This window comes from Methylocystis parvus, from assembly GCF_049675845.1.
Taxonomy (GTDB): domain Bacteria; phylum Pseudomonadota; class Alphaproteobacteria; order Rhizobiales; family Beijerinckiaceae; genus Methylocystis; species Methylocystis parvus_A.
This window is the reverse complement of sequence record NZ_CP187161.1, coordinates 1,080,756-1,096,856: the sequence shown is the minus strand read 5'-3', so window position 1 is coordinate 1,096,856 and position 16,101 is coordinate 1,080,756. Positions and strand designations below refer to the sequence as shown.

The 16,101-nt window shown below is 61.5% G+C and carries 16 protein-coding genes; 11 read left to right on the top strand and 5 right to left on the bottom strand.

All coding sequences use genetic code 11. The features are described 5' to 3' along the window. Positions 1–80 precede the first annotated feature (80 nt). Both ACPFMJ_RS05830 and ACPFMJ_RS05825 read left to right on the top strand, forming a co-directional pair. Positions 81–1,394, top strand: a complete 1,314-nt coding sequence (locus tag ACPFMJ_RS05830) for an O-acetylhomoserine aminocarboxypropyltransferase/cysteine synthase family protein (RefSeq protein ID WP_424362901.1) — start codon at positions 81–83, stop codon at positions 1,392–1,394. Further along, positions 1,391–2,335: a homoserine O-acetyltransferase/O-succinyltransferase family protein gene (locus tag ACPFMJ_RS05825; RefSeq protein WP_424362900.1), complete on the top strand. Its 945-nt coding sequence runs from the start codon at positions 1,391–1,393 to the stop codon at positions 2,333–2,335. Before ACPFMJ_RS05830 ends, ACPFMJ_RS05825 begins: the two co-directional genes overlap by 4 nt. Before the next feature lie 77 nt (positions 2,336–2,412). Here ACPFMJ_RS05825 and ACPFMJ_RS05820 read toward each other — a convergent pair whose 3' ends face one another. Continuing rightward, positions 2,413–2,661: a phosphopantetheine-binding protein gene (locus ACPFMJ_RS05820; RefSeq protein WP_424362898.1), complete on the bottom strand. Its 249-nt coding sequence runs from the start codon at positions 2,659–2,661 to the stop codon at positions 2,413–2,415. 207 nt (positions 2,662–2,868) lie between these two features. Here ACPFMJ_RS05820 and ACPFMJ_RS05815 point away from each other — a divergent pair, with 207 nt between their 5' ends. The 4 genes from ACPFMJ_RS05815 to ACPFMJ_RS05800 are packed head-to-tail and all read left to right on the top strand — an operon-like array spanning position 2,869 to position 6,430. Next, positions 2,869–4,086: an acyl-CoA dehydrogenase family protein gene (locus ACPFMJ_RS05815; protein ID WP_424362897.1), complete on the top strand. Its 1,218-nt coding sequence runs from the start codon at positions 2,869–2,871 to the stop codon at positions 4,084–4,086. Between the two features lie 21 nt (positions 4,087–4,107). Beyond that, positions 4,108–5,025 (top strand): amino acid--[acyl-carrier-protein] ligase, encoded by a 918-nt coding sequence (locus ACPFMJ_RS05810; RefSeq protein WP_424362896.1) that lies wholly within the window; start codon positions 4,108–4,110, stop codon positions 5,023–5,025. A 33-nt stretch (positions 5,026–5,058) separates the two neighbouring features. Next, the gene (locus tag ACPFMJ_RS05805; protein ID WP_424362895.1) at positions 5,059–5,517 is read left to right on the top strand and encodes a cupin domain-containing protein; all 459 of its coding nucleotides are present in this window, start codon (positions 5,059–5,061) and stop codon (positions 5,515–5,517) included. Between the two features lie 16 nt (positions 5,518–5,533). Next, entirely contained in the window at positions 5,534–6,430 is an 897-nt protein-coding gene (locus ACPFMJ_RS05800) for a branched-chain amino acid aminotransferase (RefSeq protein ID WP_424362893.1), read from the top strand. A 39-nt stretch (positions 6,431–6,469) separates the two neighbouring features. Here the strand turns inward: ACPFMJ_RS05800 and ACPFMJ_RS05795 are convergent, their stop codons facing one another. Next, positions 6,470–8,143, bottom strand: coding sequence for a thiamine pyrophosphate-binding protein (locus ACPFMJ_RS05795; RefSeq protein WP_424362892.1), 1,674 nt, complete (start codon positions 8,141–8,143; stop codon positions 6,470–6,472). A gap of 23 nt (positions 8,144–8,166) precedes the next feature. Then, positions 8,167–9,000, bottom strand: a complete 834-nt coding sequence (locus tag ACPFMJ_RS05790; protein ID WP_424362891.1) for a GNAT family N-acetyltransferase — start codon at positions 8,998–9,000, stop codon at positions 8,167–8,169. A gap of 146 nt (positions 9,001–9,146) precedes the next feature. Between ACPFMJ_RS05790 and ACPFMJ_RS05785 the strand changes: the two genes are divergently transcribed. The 4 genes from ACPFMJ_RS05785 (at position 9,147) to ACPFMJ_RS05770 (ending at position 12,382) form a co-directional block, all read left to right on the top strand. Next, positions 9,147–9,395, top strand: a complete 249-nt coding sequence (locus ACPFMJ_RS05785) for an acyl carrier protein (protein WP_424362890.1) — start codon at positions 9,147–9,149, stop codon at positions 9,393–9,395. Beyond that, positions 9,379–10,758, top strand: a complete 1,380-nt coding sequence (locus ACPFMJ_RS05780; protein ID WP_424363795.1) for a class I adenylate-forming enzyme family protein — start codon at positions 9,379–9,381, stop codon at positions 10,756–10,758. The genes ACPFMJ_RS05785 and ACPFMJ_RS05780 overlap by 17 nt, the downstream gene beginning before the upstream one ends. Beyond that, positions 10,758–11,483 carry an SDR family NAD(P)-dependent oxidoreductase gene (locus ACPFMJ_RS05775; protein WP_424362889.1) on the top strand — a complete coding sequence of 242 codons (726 nt, stop codon included), beginning with the start codon at positions 10,758–10,760 and terminating at the stop codon, positions 11,481–11,483. The genes ACPFMJ_RS05780 and ACPFMJ_RS05775 overlap by 1 nt, the downstream gene beginning before the upstream one ends. A gap of 674 nt (positions 11,484–12,157) precedes the next feature. After that, positions 12,158–12,382, top strand: coding sequence for a hypothetical protein (locus ACPFMJ_RS05770; protein WP_424362888.1), 225 nt, complete (start codon positions 12,158–12,160; stop codon positions 12,380–12,382). Positions 12,383–12,448: 66 nt separating this feature from the next. Here the strand turns inward: ACPFMJ_RS05770 and ACPFMJ_RS05765 are convergent, their stop codons facing one another. Next, positions 12,449–13,333, bottom strand: a complete 885-nt coding sequence (locus ACPFMJ_RS05765) for an outer membrane protein (protein ID WP_424362887.1) — start codon at positions 13,331–13,333, stop codon at positions 12,449–12,451. 368 nt (positions 13,334–13,701) lie between these two features. Between ACPFMJ_RS05765 and ACPFMJ_RS05760 the strand changes: the two genes are divergently transcribed. Further along, positions 13,702–14,082, top strand: coding sequence for a hypothetical protein (locus ACPFMJ_RS05760; protein ID WP_424362886.1), 381 nt, complete (start codon positions 13,702–13,704; stop codon positions 14,080–14,082). Between the two features lie 204 nt (positions 14,083–14,286). Here ACPFMJ_RS05760 and ACPFMJ_RS05755 read toward each other — a convergent pair whose 3' ends face one another. Next, positions 14,287–15,957 carry an MORN repeat-containing protein gene (locus ACPFMJ_RS05755; protein WP_424362885.1) on the bottom strand — a complete coding sequence of 557 codons (1,671 nt, stop codon included), beginning with the start codon at positions 15,955–15,957 and terminating at the stop codon, positions 14,287–14,289. Positions 15,958–16,101: the final 144 nt, after the last annotated feature.

The window sequence follows — 16,101 nt, the reverse complement described above, 5'->3', positions numbered from 1 at the left end:
AATGTTTAGACGATTTATCCGGACCCCGGTCAAGGATCGGCGTCTGGCTGGCGAGGGCGGCGCCTGGGGAGACAAATCACATGCGTAACGAAACGATCGCGGTTCATGGCGGCTATGAAGGCGATCCGGCGACGCGCGCCGTCGCCGTGCCGATCTACCAGACGGTCGCCTATGAATTCGACAGCGCCGATCACGCGGCGGCTTTGTTCGATCTCGAGGAAGAGGGCTTCCGCTACAGCCGCATCGCCAATCCGACGGTCGCCGTGTTGGAGCGGCGCGTCGCGCAGCTTGAAGGGGGCGTCGGCGCACTCGCCGTGTCGACGGGCCAGGCCGCGCTTTATTACGCCTTCGCCAATGTCGCCGATAGCGGCGGAAATATCGTATCGGCGCCGACGCTTTACGGCACGACGCACACGCTGCTTCAGCATGTTATGGCGCGCCAGGGCGTCAAGGTGCGCTTCGCCGCCAGCGACGCGCCGACCGACATCGCGGCCGCGATGGACGCCGACACCAAGGCCGTCTTCTGCGAGAGCGTCGGCAATCCGGCGGGCAATATCTGCGACATGCGCGCCATCGCCGATCTGGCGCATGCGCATGGCGTTCCGCTCATCGTCGACAATACCGTCGCGACGCCGATCCTGTGGCGACCAATCGAGCACGGCGCCGACATCGTCGTTCACTCCATGACGAAATTCATGGGCGGCCACGGTTCCACGCTTGGGGGCGTCATCGTGGATAGCGGCAAATTCCCCTGGCGAGATCATCCGCAGCGTTTCCCCACCTTCAACGAGCCGGACGCTTCCTATCACGGCCTCGTTTATGTCGATCGCTTCGGCGAGAGCGCCTATATCGCTCGCGCCCGCAGCGTCTATCAGCGCACGACCGGCGCGGTGCTCGCGCCGCTGAACGCCTTCCTGTTGCTGCAAGGTCTCGAGACTGTCGCGCTGCGCGTCGAGCGCCATGTCGAAAATGCGCGCAAAGTCGCGGAATTCCTGCGCGACGATTCTCGTGTGGCCTGGTTGAATTATGCGGGCTTTCAGGAGAGCCCTTATTATGCGATGGCCCAGAAATACCTCGACGGTCGCGTGCCCTCGCTCCTGACCTTCGGAGTCAAGGGCGGCTTGGAGGCGGGCAAGCGCGCTTACGACTCGCTTCGAGTCATCAAGCGCCTCGTCAATATCGGCGACGCAAAATCGCTCGCCTGCCATCCGGCCTCTACGACGCACCGCCAAATGTCCCCGCAGGAACAGGCGAGAGCCGGTGTGACGCCTGAGATGCTGCGCATCAGCGTCGGCATCGAACACATCGACGACATTATCGAAGATCTCGACCGCGCACTGACCGCTGCGACCAGCGTCGCGCGCAATCCCACTTTCGTGGAGGCCGCGGAATGACAGGTCCGACCCGCCGCCCCGGCGACGTGCTGGAGGTGGCGCTCGTCAACAATATGCCGGACCAGGCTCTGGCCGCCACCCAGGCGCAGTTCGCCCGGCTGGTGCGCGCGGGGGCGGAGGGACGCGACATCAGGTGGCGTTGCTACTCGATGCCTGGGTTGGAGCGTGGCGACGTCGCGCGACGTTTTCTCGCTCGCAGCCACGAGGATATCGAGTCTCTTTACCGTCGCGGCGCCGACGCGTTGATCGTGACAGGCTGCGAGCCCCGCGCGGCGCGTCTGGATCATGAGCCTTATTGGCCGCAAATGCAGACGCTCGTGGACTGGGCGCGTCTGCATACGCGCTCGACGATTTGGTCATGTCTCGCCGCGCATGCGGCGACCTTGCATCTCGCGGGAATAGAACGTCGTCGCATGCCAAAAAAGATCAGCGGCGTCTATGCCTTCCATCCAGCCGAGGACGACTGGAGCGGGGAAGAGCGTCCGAGCGTGCGCCTCACGCCGCATTCGCGTTACAACGATCTTCCCCGAGGAGAGCTGGAGCGGAAGGGGTTTCATATCGCCGCCTTCTCGTACGAGACGGGCGTCGATATGTATTGGCGAGAGGAGCCGAGTCTTTTCGTCTTCCTGCAAGGCCATCCCGAATATGACGCCGATACTCTGCTGAAAGAATATCGTCGCGACGTTCTCCGCTACCTTTCCGGCGAGAGAGGCGACTATCCCGAGCAACCGGCGAACTACTTTGGAGTCGAGACGCGGGAGAGGCTCGACGCCTTGCAAAACCGCGTGGAGGCCGGCGCGCGCTGCGTGGAACGTGAGTTGACCGCAATTCTGTCCGCGGAAGCCCCGTCGGCTCCCTGGGGCAAAGACACCGCGCGGCTATTTCGCAATTGGCTTCACGTCGTATCCCAGAGGATGGCGCCTCTGTGCGATAGCGCGTGATAGAAGCGGGGCAAAGCGAAATAAAAAGCGCTCCAGTGCCGAACTGGAGCGCTTTTTCTTGTTCGTGCGAGGGAGCGTCAATGCGCGAGTTCGCGTAAAAGCTTTTCGATGTTCTCGATCGTGCGGAAGTTCGACGGAACGAGCTTGGCGCTCGGGATTGTGAGATCGAACTCGGCTTCGATCGACAGCATCAGGTTCACCATCTGCATCGAGGTGAGGCCCAGTTCCTGGAGGTCCTGGTCGCGCTCGACCTTGTCCTGCTGCGCAATGAATTGTCCAACGATCGCGTTGATGCGGCTCGATGTCTGAAGCGTCGAAGCGTCCACGGTTCTCTCCAATGTGTCGCGACATTGATGTGATTCAACGATTAGAATTTTAGCGTCCGCGCGTAAAGAAAAGTCTTACCAAAAGCAGACAATTGAAGAGGTTAACCTTTACTCCGGCAATTTGAAGAAGAACATGGATTGTTCACGAGCCCGGCCGTAACGTTTGCCTAGATAAAAGCGGTGCAAACCAACGAGGCGAGGCGTCCCATGTCGATGGCGGAAAATTTCATGACGCTCGAAGCGCGCGGCGGCGCGCCGCGTGATGAAGATCTAATGTCGAGAATCGCCCCTGCTGTTGCGGCCGCTGCGAAGTTCGCAAACGCCGTCGATCAGGAAGCGCGTTTCCCCAAAGAAGCGTTCGACGAATTGAAGGCCCAGCGCCTCCTGGCGATCATTCTCCCGCGCTCTTACGGAGGAGATGGTCGCTCGGTCGCGGACGCCGCTCAAGTCTGCTACGCGCTTGGGCGCGTCTGCTCTTCGACCGCGATGATCTACGCCATGCACATGGCGAACGTCGCCTGCGTGCTCAATCACGGCGCCGCGAGCGAACGCTATGCCGACTATCTTCGTCGCATCGGCCGCGAGCAGTTGCTGCTGGCGTCCTCGACGACGGAAGGTCAGAACGGGGCGAATGTCCGGTCGAGCGCTTCGGCGATCGTTCGGGAGGGCGACCGCATTTCCCTCGATCGTGACGCCTCCGTGGTCTCATACGGCGCCGCTGCCGATGCGATCGTGACCACGGCGCGCCGTTCTCCGGATTCGCTTCCGAGCGACCAGATGCTCGCGCTCTTCTTCAAGGAAGATTACGCGCTCGAGCGGACGGTCAAATGGGACGTGATGGGCATGCGCGGCACCTGCAGCGAGGGCTTTCGATTTGTCGCCAAGGGCGATAGCGCGCAGGTGCTGCCGGAGTCGTACGACAAGGTGCACCGACGCAGCATGGTTCCGGTGACGCATCTTCTCTGGGCCGCCTGCTGGGCGGGCGTCGCCGCAGGCGCGGTAGAGCGGGCGCAGTGCTTCATTCGCAAGGTGTCGCGCGCGCAAAAGGGGGCTCTGCCGCCGGGCGCGCCCTATGCGACGCAAGCCTCTCTCTCTCTCATGAACCTCACTAATCTCGTCGATTCTGCGACGAATGATTATCTCTCCCGTATGGTCGAACCCGAGGCGCTCGACGAGATTTCATTCCAGACGTCGCTCAATCTTTTGAAGGTGAGCGCGTCGGAGATGGCGATCTCGACCGTGATGCTCGCTTTCCAGGCCTGCGGCATTGCGGGCTACCGCAATGACAGCGAGTTCAGCGTCTCGCGCCCGCTAAGAGATATTTTGTCTTCGTCGATCATGATCAACAACAGTCGCATCCTGAGCAACGTCGCGATGTCGTGCCTCATTGGCGGCGTTCCGGAATCGATTGTGAAGACGCGGTAAAGGCTAGGGAGCGGTAGAGCGATGGCAACAGCGACGAAGTCGAGACAGGCCGCCGACGACACAATCCTCGACCATCTGTTTCGCCCGATGGGCGTCGATGGCGTTTATGCGCGCACGCATGAGTATGAGAATGTCGTCGACGCATTGCAACGCCTGATCTCGCGGCACCGGCCGGAAGGCACGGAAGTCTTCCGCTTCCCGCCCGTCATGAGCCTGCGTCAGCTCGAAAAGCAGGGCTATCTTAACAGTTTCCCCCAGCTTCTCGGCTGCGTCTGCGCGCTTCACGGAACGGAGGCCGATGTCTCCGCCGCCGTCGACCGCGCCAAAAACGGTTCTGACTGGACGAGCGAGACGACGTCAGCCGACCTCGTGCTCAGCCCTGCGGCCTGCTATCCGGTCTATCCCATTGCGGCCAAAAAGGGACCTGTGCCGGCCAAGGGCCTGACTTTCGACGTTGCAGCGGACTGCTTCCGTCATGAGCCTTCCAAGGATCTTGACCGCCTGCAATCGTTCCGCATGCGGGAATATGTGCGGATCGGCGCGCCGGCGGACATTGCGACATTCAGGGAGCAATGGATGCAGCGGGCGCAATCAATCGCGGAGGCGTTGCAGCTTCCGTATCATTTCGATCGGGCCAGCGATCCGTTCTTCGGGCGCGTCGGTCAATTGATGGCGGCGAACCAGATCGAGCAGGCGCTGAAATTCGAGTTGCTCATCCCCGTGCGCGGAGAAGGCGGCCCCACGGCTTGTATGAGCTTCAACTATCACCGGGAGCATTTCGGCAAGACCTGGGGACTAAGGGACCAGAGCGGCGAACTGGCGCATTCCGGCTGTGTCGCCTTCGGGATCGATCGCCTCACGCTCGCACTCTTCTCGACGCATGGTCTCGACGTCGACGCGTGGCCGCGCGGCGTTCTTGAAGCGCTTCGTCTGGATTGAGCCGGGACTGGGTTTCGAACAGGGTGAGATGAAATGAACGCTGAAAAGATTGTGTTCTATCAGGGCAAGAATGTCGAAATGGAGTCCTGCCCGATCCACGCCGCCTGGGTGATCGAGGGCGCGCCGGTCGCGCGGAACTTCGTTCTTTCTCGGAGCACGGACGGGGGGGCCTCGACGATGCTGTGGGATTGCACGAAGGGCATGTTCAATTGGCATTACGACATCGACGAGACCGTCTATGTGCTCGAAGGTTCCGCCGTTATCCGCGACGACGACGGTGTCGAGCATGTCCTCGGTCCGGGCGATCATGTCCTGTTTCGCGCGGGTTCCCACGCCATCTGGCGCGTGGATGATTATGTGCGCAAGGTCGCTTTCTGCCGCAATCCTATTCCTCAGCCGGTGATGTTCGCGACGCGCGCTCTCCGTAAGCTCGGTCGCATGCTCGGCCTCGCGCCGGCGTCGGATGCGCCGGCTATGTTCAGCAACGCTTGAGCGCGGGAGCCCGGCCATGGCGTCGCCTGTTCCGATCAAAACCTTGTCGCAGACCTGGACTTTCTTTGAGGGAGAATGGCGAGACGGGAACGCGCCAGTTCTCGGTCCGCGCACGCATGGCGCATGGCTCGGCTCGATGGTTTTCGACGGCGCCCGCGCTTTCGAGGGCGTGACGCCGGACCTTGATCTGCATCTGGCGCGCGTGAATAACTCGGCGCGTGAAATGTTGCTGGAGCCTTCGCTGACGGTCGAAGAATGGCGCGCGCTCGTCGATGACGGCTTGCGGAAATTCCCCCGTAACGCCGAGCTTTACATTCGTCCGATGTATTGGGCGGAGCAGGGGCTTGGGGGCGGGGTTCGCTTCGAGCCGGACTCGACCAATTGGTGCCTGACCATTTACGAAGCGCCGATGCCTGCGCCGAAGGGCGGCGCCATCACGCTCTCTCCGTACCGCCGGCCGAGCGCCGAGACGGCTCCCGTTGGCGCGAAGGCGAGCTGTCATTACGCCAATGGCGCGCGGGCGCTGATCGAGGCGTCGAAGCGCGGCTTCGATAACTGTCTGATGCGCGACATGCTGGGGAATATCGCGGAATTCGCCAACTCCAACGCGTTCCTGGCGAAGAATGGGGTCGTGTTCACACCGGCCGCCAATGGAACGTTTCTCAACGGCATTACGCGCCAGCGCGTGATCGGGCTCCTGCGCGCGGATGGCGTCGAGGTGATCGAGACGTCTCTGACTTATGACGATTTCCTTGAGGCGGACGAAATCTTCTCGACCGGGAACTTTCAGAAAGTCGCGCCAATGTCGCGCATAGACGCGCGTACGCTGGAGGCCGGGCCAATGTATAGGCGCGCGCGCGCGCTCTATTGGGACTTCGCGCATTCGCGCGCGCCGTTACGCGCGGTTTCCTGATCGAAACGCCTCGCTTCGGCGCCTTTATTTTTTGGCCGATCAGGCGCGCGCGAGCGCGTCGGCGCGCAGGGCGGAGAGGCTGGCGTTTGGCGTCGTCCGGTCCGGGTCCATCATCAAATGGATGATTGACGGCAGGCCGGAAGCGCGTGCGGCATTGAAAGCCTCCGGGAAGGCGTTGGTGCGGTCGACACGGGCGCCGAAGCCACCGAAGGCGCGTGCATAGGCGGCGAAGTCGGGGTTCTTCAGATCGGTGCCGACGACACGCGCCGGGTAGTTGCGCTCTTGATGCATACGGATCGTGCCATAGCTTGCATTGTCGCAGACGATGACGATGATCGGCAGCTCATATTGGACCGCGGTCGCGAATTCCTGCCCGTTCATCAGAAAGTCGCCGTCGCCATTCAGCGATACGACCAGGCTGTTGGGGTAAAGCCGCTGGATCGCGCAGGCCGCGGGAACGCCATAGCCCATCGTGGCTGATGTGGGCGCGAAATGCGAGCCATAGCGCCGAAAGCGAAAATAGCGATGTATCCATGAGGCGTAATTGCCTGCGCCGTTGCAGATAACGGCGTCTTCCGGAAGATTGTCTGAAAGCCAGATCATCGTCTGCGCCATGTCGACGTCGGCCGAGGGCGTGAAGCTGCGGGAGAATTCGAGATAGTCCTGATGCGCGGCGCGCGTCTCGTCGCGCCATAGCATTGCCTCGGGCGGCGTCAGCGACGTCAGCGCGTCGACGAAAGGCTTGGGCGAAGCGTGGATCGCGAGCGTCGGCGCGTAGACGCGGCCGAATTCCTCGGCCTGCGGATAGACATGCACGAAGCGCGTCTGCGGTTTGGGGATGTCGAAGAGCTTGTAACCCTGGGAGGGGATCTCGCCGAGCCGCCCGCCGACAAGCACGAAAAGATCGCTCTCCCTTGCGCGCGCGACGAGCTTTGGATTGGCCGCGAGACCGAGGTCGCCCGCATAGCATTCATGAAGCGGGTCGACGAGCGGCAATCGGCGGTAGCTCGTCGCGACCGGCATGTCGAAGGCGCGCGCCCAGGCCATCATCTTGCGGGAGGCGGCTTCATCCCAGCGCGTGCCGCCGAGCACGAAGAGCGGGCGCTCGGCTTCGTCGATCATTTCGGCGAGCTGCGCCATGGCGTCAGCGCCCGGCGCCGTTTCGATCCGACTGGCGGCGGGGCAGGCGACGCGGCTCACGCGCTCTTCGAGCATGTCCTTGGGGAGCGCGAGCGCGACGGGGCCGGGTCGGCCGCCCATGGCGACGTGGAAGGCGCGCGAGACATATTCGGCCATGCGCGCGCCATCGTCGATTTCCGCCGTCCATTTCGTCTGGCCGCCGAACATGGCGCGGTAATCGACCTCCTGAAAGGCGCCGCGCTCGCGGTTGCTTCGCTCGATCTGCCCGATGAAGAGTATCATCGGCGTCGAGTCGTGCTGAGCGATATGCACGCCGGCGAAGGCGTTGGCGGCGCCGGGGCCGCGCGTCACAAAGCAGATTCCGGGGCGTCCCGTGGCCTTGCCATAGGCGTCCGCCATCATGGCTGCGCCGGCCTCGTTGCGGCAGACGGTGAGCTTGACATTGCGCTCGTAGCACGCGTCGAGCACGGCGAGGTAGCTTTCGCCTGGCACGCAGAAGATATGGTCGACGCCGTTGACGATCAGCTGATCGACAAGCGCCTGCGCTGCGGAAATTTCGGTCACGGCTTTCACTTGAGGCGCTCGTCGATAAAAGGTCAGGGTCCGAAGAGGACGCCCTCGGAGAAAGAGAGGTCGCCGAGGCGCGGACGCTCCGGGCCTTTGAAGTATTTCGGACCGCGATCCTTGAAGAACATGCCGAAGAGACCGGGGAGGCTTTCGCTGGCGTCCACCAGCACGGTGGGATGGCCCTGGCTAAGGAGTTCCCTTCCCAGAGGGCCCGCGAATCGTTGGAAATCGACGATGTCGCGGCAATAGACGAGTTGGAGCGTTGGGAAGAGGCCCTTGATCAGGCGCCTGGGCAGAAAGACGAAAGGATGCGCTTCGCGCTTTTCATGCACGATGTAGGCGAGGCAACCGCGCTCGACATGGGCGATCAGAAGGTCGCGCTCCTGAGGCGTCAGCGCGTCGCCGTAATCGCGCTTCTTGTCGAATGCTCGCGCGCGTGCGTTCGCTGTCCAGGAGCTGAGGGCGGGGATGGCGAGCATCTGGCCGTCGCAATAGCGGCGGAAGCCCTGCGCCTCGATCACCTGCCAAGTGTGCGTCGCGGGCGAGATGTTCACATAGGTGACGTCCTTGTGGCGGACGGCGGCGGCGATGAGCAGGGAGGCGTACCCGCGATAGGGCTCGTCAACATACCAGCTCGAGATGTTGCAGCGGATCTGCTTGTCGCCGAAACGCGTGAAGATCATGAGCAGGACGCCAACCGGCGCGCCGTCATGCTCCAGCATGTAGCCAAAGCGCGGATAGCCTTCCGGCGCGTCGCGACGCGCGAGCGTCGCCAGGGCGCGACGCCAATAGTCATGCGTGCGATCCGGGAAGCCGCGCGTGAGCAGACCGGCAAGCGCCGGCGCATCGGATTCCGCGATCATGCGGCAGCGAATTCTTGGCGTCGCTTCCTGGGTCATCTGCGTCTAACCATCGTATCGAACGTTCACCATTCGTCGGCGATTTGCTTGCGAATTGAACATAAAACTAGCTAGGTCTTCCTTAGCCGACAATGAAGAGGCTGGCGCCAATGAGCATACGGTTAACAGTGCTTTCCGTGATGGAAGAGGTTGCTGCAGAGCAGCAAAAGAAGCTGGCGCCGCTCGGCGACGAGACGGTCCTTGCGAATTCCGGTCTCGACTCCCTTTGCTTCGCGATCATCGTCGCGCGGCTCGAGGATTCGCTGGGCGTCGATCCCTTCACGGCTTCGGATGAAGTCTATTTCCCCGTGACCGTCGCGGATTTCGTCGCCTTGTATGAAAATGTCGCGGCCGTCTGATCTCAGGAGTCTGGCGCGCGCCGCGGGCCCCCAGGACGAAGCGCGCTTGCAGGCGCCTTCGGGTGAGATCTGCTGGCGTTCGGCGATCGACGCGACAATCCTTGGCGGACGCCGCGAAGAGCTCGCGGGCAAATCGGTGCTGATCGGCGTCTCGTCGCAATATGCCGCAGCGCTCGCAATGCTCGAACTCGACGGCGTTGCGGCGCGCATGGTGATCACGCCCCCCGATTTCTCCGCCGAGAGGCTGGCGTCAGCGATTTCGCAGGCTGACGTCGATGTGATTGTGTGTGACGAAGCCACGAAGGATTTTGGCGCCGAGACGTCGCGCATCTTCGTTTCCGAGCCTTCCTCCGACCCCGAGCCCCGCTGCCAGCAGATCGCGACAGAATGGGTGTTGCCGACATCTGGCACGACCGGCGCGCCGAAGCTCGTGGCGCATCGTCTCGACGGCCTGCTCGGCGCGGTGCGACCGCGCGCGGTAGGCGAGCCGGCGCCGATATGGGGGACCTTCTACGACATACGCCGTTATGGCGGCATGCAGATCTTCCTGCGCGCGGCGACGAGCGGCGCGACGCTGCTCCTCACCGATGCAGAAGAGCCGCTTGCCAATCACGTTGCGCGCATGGCGGAAGCCGGGATCACCCATCTTTCCGGCACGCCCTCGCATTGGCGGCGCCTGCTGATGAGCCCGGTCGCAGCTTGGATCGCGCCAGCTTATGTGCGGCTCTCCGGCGAGATCGCCGACCGGGCCATTCTCGACAGTCTCGCCGCTTTCTATCCGCAAGCGAAGATCGTTCACGCCTATGCCTCGACGGAGGCGGGAGTCGGCTTCGAGGTGACGGATGGACGCGAGGGGTTCCCGGCCGCCTATCTGGGCGGCCTCGGCGGCGTCGAGATGCGCATTGTCGACGGATCTCTGTGCATAAAGTCGCCTCGCACGGCGGATCGCTATGTCGGCCGCGACGACCTCCGGCTTGCGGATGAGGAGGGATTTGTCGACACGGACGATCTTGTCGAACGCATCGGAGATCGGCTGTTCTTCAAGGGCAGGCGCGCGGGGACGATCAATGTCGGTGGTCTGAAGGTGCATCCCGAGGAGGTCGAGCAGGTGATCAATCTGCACGAGGCGGTTCGCATGTCGCTTGTGAAGGCAAGGCGCAATCCCATCACCGGCGATCTCATCGTCGCGCAGGTGATGCTGAAGGAAGACGAAGCGTCTCCCGAACGCAAGCGCGCGGTAAGGGATGAAATACTCCAGGCTTGCCGCGCGCGTCTCGAGCGTCACAAGGCGCCGGTCTCCATCGATTTCGTCCCATCGCTCGCCATGTCGGCGGGGGGCAAGCTTTTGCGTGGGCGAGCCTGATGCGCAACGTCATCGTCACCGGCGGCAGCAGGGGGCTGGGCCTCGCAATCTCGCGCCGGCTCGTCGCGGAGGGCTTTCGCGTCGTCGCCGTGGCGCGCAAGGAGAGCGACGAGCTGAGCGACGAGATTTCGCGGAGCGACGGCGCGCTGTCCTTTGCGGCGCTCGATCTTGCAGAGCTCGACGCAATCCCTGATTTCATTCTTCGGCTGAAGAAGGATTTTGGCGCCCCGTATGGGCTCGTCAACAATGCGGGCCTCGGGACGGAAGGCCTCCTGGCGACGATGCATAATTCGCAGATCGAGATGCTCACTCGCGTGAATGTGACGGCGCCGATCATTCTGTCGAAATATGTGGTGCGCAACATGATGTCGGCAGGCGCGGGAGGGCGCATCGTCAACATTTCGTCGATCATCGCGTCGACGGGCTATAACGGTCTCGCCGTGTACGGCGCGACCAAGGCGGCGCTGGTGGGTTTCACCAAATCGCTGGCGCGCGAGGTGGGGCGCGTGGGCGTCACGGTCAATGCGGTGGCGCCGGGTTTCATCGAGACCGAAATGACCGCGTCTCTCGACGGGGAAGACCGAGCGAAGATCGCGGGCCGCGCGGCGCTGCGCCGACTGGCCGCGCCCGACGATGTGGCGAATGCGGTCGCCTACCTTCTGGATGACAGGTCGCGCAATGTGACGGGGACTGTGCTGACCGTCGACGCCGGGGCTACGGCCTGACACTTAAAAAACCGCCCGGCGCGGAGCCGGGCGGAGTGGGGAACCTGGATAGCCGAATTGGCGATGAGGATAGCAAAGGGGGGCGTGCGCGACAGCGCAGGGCCCGCCAAAAAGCGTCCTCTGTTCGCCAGCCGGGCGGTTAACGCTCCGTTAACCATTGCGCGCCACTCTTGATTTCGCCAGGTCAATCCGGTCGTCGTCCAAGCAGGCGGATCGAAGCGGATGGCTCGACGGCTTCGCGCCAGACAGCCGCGATATGGATGATTTTGACGCCAGCGCCTCGCGCTGACGGCTTGCAAGCGGCCCGCGACCTCGGATGTAAAGGCGCGGGTCGTTTCTTTTTCGCGCCAGGCTTCGTCGGACGACTGTCAATAAAAAACGGCTCCCGATACGCATGGGAGCCGTTGCGCCCCCCGCGCAGAGTCGATTGCTTGGGGTCTACGGGAAGGCGTTACTAATATACAACCATAAAGAGAATCGCTGAAGCCCCGGATAATACTTAGGGGCCATGCTCTTTGCGGGCGGTCGGCTCTTGCGGCGGCGGCCTGCCGCTTGGTTGTCACACGCAATGGGAGATAAGGGTATAAGTCGTAGCGCGCATATGCGCGCGATGCAGCGTGACCCCTGAAAGGCTCCTGATGTTTGGATTGTTTGGGAAAAGCAAAACGGTTGGCGTGATCGCCAAGGTCGATTTCTCCGGCGCCGGCCGGAACGCCGGTCAGCTCGCGATTCGGCTTGGAACCGGCGAAGATTTTTATGTCTTCATGGATCTGCCGCGCGAGCGGATCTTCGAGATCTTCAATCTTGCCTGCGCCGCGATGTGGGACGAGAAGCGCGTCGAGATCACGCACACGAGGCGGAGCGGCGTCAACGCGCTGAAAGAAATTCGTCTGGTCTGAAACGCCGGTTGAAGGAATGCGTCTTTGAAAAAGCCCGGCTGTGATGCGGCCGGGCTTCTTTCATTTTCAGTAATTGGCGAGGACCGGCGCCGCGGCCGGCGCGCCGAAGAGGTTGAAGCGGTAGTTCAGGCCCACCCGGGCCGTGTGGAAGCGATGCGCGGCTCCCGTTTGCGCCGCGATGAAGGTCGCAGGCGGGACAACCACCGGGGGTGGGGGGGGGACAGGGCCCCCCTTGTCGCCACCACAGCCGCAGGCGCCATCCCAAAGCGTTCCGTCGTGGCCGAGATCGACATAGAGATATTCGGCGCGAATGGAGAGATTGGGCATGAAGGCCCATTCCAGGCCGCCGCCAGCCGCCCAGCCCGTCCTGACGCCGCTGTTCCAGGCGCCGTCCAAAAAGCCGTTCGTGTACCCGACAACGTAGTTATTGGAGACATGGCCGTAGGCGAACCCGCCCGTACCGAAGATAAGCAGGGTGGGGAGGATGGCGTAGCCGACTCGGCCACGGACCGTGCCGAACCAGTTCAGCTCCTGATAGGTGTGGATGAACGGGAAGATGTTCGTCCCGGCGACTGGCGATCCGACGACCGTCGTCGCGCCGTTGAGGCCGGCGCCCATGAAGTCGGTCTCGACGCCGACGACGAAGCGGGTTCCCGGGAACTGGTAATTGTAGCCGACCTGCACGCCGCCGATCACGCCGTTCGCATTCGGGCTACCCGCAGCCCACACGGCGCCGGTGGGCGCCAGATTCGGGCCGAGCGCGAAGCCGTTGAGCTGTCCCGTATTGGCCCCGCCATAGCCGATGCTCAGGCCGAGATAGGGACCGCTCCACGAAAAGATCGGCGGCGGGGGCGGGGCGGGCGGCCCCTTCACGGCGGGGAGATCCGCGGCGAGGGCGGCGCTGCTGGCGATCAATCCGGCAAGCGTAGCTACGTATATTTTCTTGGACATTTAAGACGTTCCCTGCGTGCGTTGCAAGCAATCGTCTTATCGATACCTCTCAATGCGGGTTTATCGAGCCATAAGTGGCGCGATATGCGTAAGCTTGTGTGGTTTTCATTGTAGTGTGTTGGAAAATAGCAACAGTAACAGTGATTTAGGCAGTAGTTTTACGTAAGCATTATTACCTACGGCGCTGTCCGGCTCAGGGTCGGAAGACGGGGGCGCGAATCCCGCCCAGCGACGCCAGCCGCGCAGTTTCCGTAAAAATTGCGCACGCGAGATATGGCGTCGATTAAGGCAGAACCGACGCAACCGGAACCTACAGTGGGCACATAACGTTTATTGAGCATTGTGTTTTAGCTAACGGGGGTCCCCCAATGCGTAAAATCTACATTTCCCTGCTCGCCGTCAGCGCTCTACTCGCTTCGGGCGCGGCCGCCAATGCCTTCGAGGCGATGCTCGGCGGAGCTTTCGCCTTGCGAGACCATCCCGGAGCCCGGCATCCCATCATGGTTTTGCAGGCCGGGGACATTGTGATGATCGACCACTGCGACAAAAGCTGGTGCGCGGTGACGCACGGACCGCATGTCGGCTACATCTACATGCCGCGCGTCCTCGACGGCAGGGTCTATGGCCCGCATGGCGACGTGATGGGCGTGCAGGATGGCGGTCCGGCGGAAATTGGAGCGAGTATCGTTACGGCTCCTATCAATGCCGCAGGCGACGTTCTCAATGCTGGCGTGAGCGTTCTGCAGTAAAGAGGACCAGACTAAAAACGCCCCGCCGTTACATCCACGACGGGGCGCCTTTATCGTAACGAAGACCCATCTTTGAAACCCGCTTTGAAACGGGAAAAAGACTAACTTTGGTTGTCGGTGAAGCCAACATCGAAGTTAACTGATGGTTAACATGCATTCGCCAAAGCCGCAGAACGAGTTCGACGCCCACGCTCGCGGCGGCGATTACCGTTGCTTTTTTTGATGACTGTCGACCGAGCTCGTAACCGGCACGTCATCTTTCCAGGTTCCAGATTGCACGACCAGACCATCGGCCGAATAGAGCGTCCCGTTCGCAGTCTTTTTGCCATCCTTGAATTCGCCGACGAATTTTTCCCCGCTGGGCATCGTCAGGGCGCCCTGACCGTTGAACATGTCATCCTTGAATGCGCCGACATATGTGCGCCCGTCCCGCCAAGTCTCAGTGCCTTGACCGTTGAACTTGCCATCTTTCAGTTCGCCAACGTATTTGCGCCCATCCGGCCAAGTGTATACGCCCCTTCCATTAAACCTGCCATCTTTGAACTCGCCCTTGTACTCAGCTCCCTCCGGCAACGTCATATTGCCAGTTCCGCTAAGCAAGCCGTCTTTGAATTCGCCGACATATTTGCGACCATCTGGCCAGGTCAAAGTGCCTTGTCCATGGAACTTGTTGTCTTTGAATTCACCAGCGTATTTCCCTCCCGCAGGCATCGTCAATATGCCTTGGCCGTTGAGTCTGCCATCTCTGAATTCACCGATATATTCACGCCCATCCGGCCAGGTTTCTCTGCCTTGGCCATTGAACGTATCATCTTTAAGCTCACCAACATATTTGCGTCCGTCGGGCCAAGTGTAAGCACCCATCCCATTAAGCTTGCCATCCTTGAATTCGCCTTTGTACTCGGCCCCATCCGGCATAGTTCTATTGCCGGAGCCGTTGAGTAAGCCGTCTTTGAATTCGCCGACGTCTTTGCGCCCATTTGGCAAGGTCAGAGTGCCTTGTCCGTTGAACTTGTTTTCTTTGAATTCGCCAACGTAATGAAGTCCGCTGCTCTGTGTCAGAGCGCCGCGGCCACTGAACATGCCAGTTTGGAACTCGCCTACGTATTTATCCCCGCTCGGCATGGTCAGCGTGCCTTGGCCATCGAGCAAGTCATCTTTGAATTCCCCAACGTATTGAGTTCCATCGCGCTGAGTTAAAGTGCCCTGCCCATTTGCCCTGCCATCCTTGAACTCGGCAGCATAATTGCGCCCATCGGGCATGGTCAGGGCGCCTTGGCCATTAGGCCTGCCATCCTTGAATTCGCCGACATATTTGCGTCCATTCCGCCAGGTCTCGACGCCTTGGCCGTCTGGTTCGTCATCTTTGAATTCGCCGACATATTCCGCGCCGTCGGGCATGGTTAGATTCCCGCGACCGTTCAGCAAGTCGTCTTTGAATTCGCCGACATATCTGCGTCCATCCGGCCAAGTCAGGTCGCCCCTCCCGGAGCGCCTGCCGTCTTTGAACTCGCCCACATATTTCCGCCCGTCGTGCCAAATGTAACTTCCTTGCCCATCGCGCTTGCCATTTTTCAGTTCGCCGACGTATTCGACCAAAAAATCCTTGCGGGCGACGTCAGACACCTGCTTCAGGAATTCGCGCAGGGCTATCGGATCCATTTCGGCCTCGACGGCCTTCTGTTCCTCGAGACACTGCGCGCCTGTGAACTTGTAGAGATCGCTTATGTCACCGGCAGGCGTTAGCGCGAGGAAAGTGAAGGTCGCTTTTTTATTGCACTTTGCGAACGCCATCTGCGCGGGGGTGCGTTCCCCTGCGAGGGCGCTGGCGGATAGCACGCTAAAAGCGCAGGCCGTCAGTAGGATCTGTCGCATCGTCTCCCCCGCGCGTTCTCGTTCCTGATCGTCTTGATCAGAGTGTGGAGGCCCGAGCCTAACTACACAAGGCGGCATTTCCCCCCAACGGCTCGGTGAAAGAAGTTGTCCCTTGGCTTCAGCCATGGCGCTGAAGCCGATTTT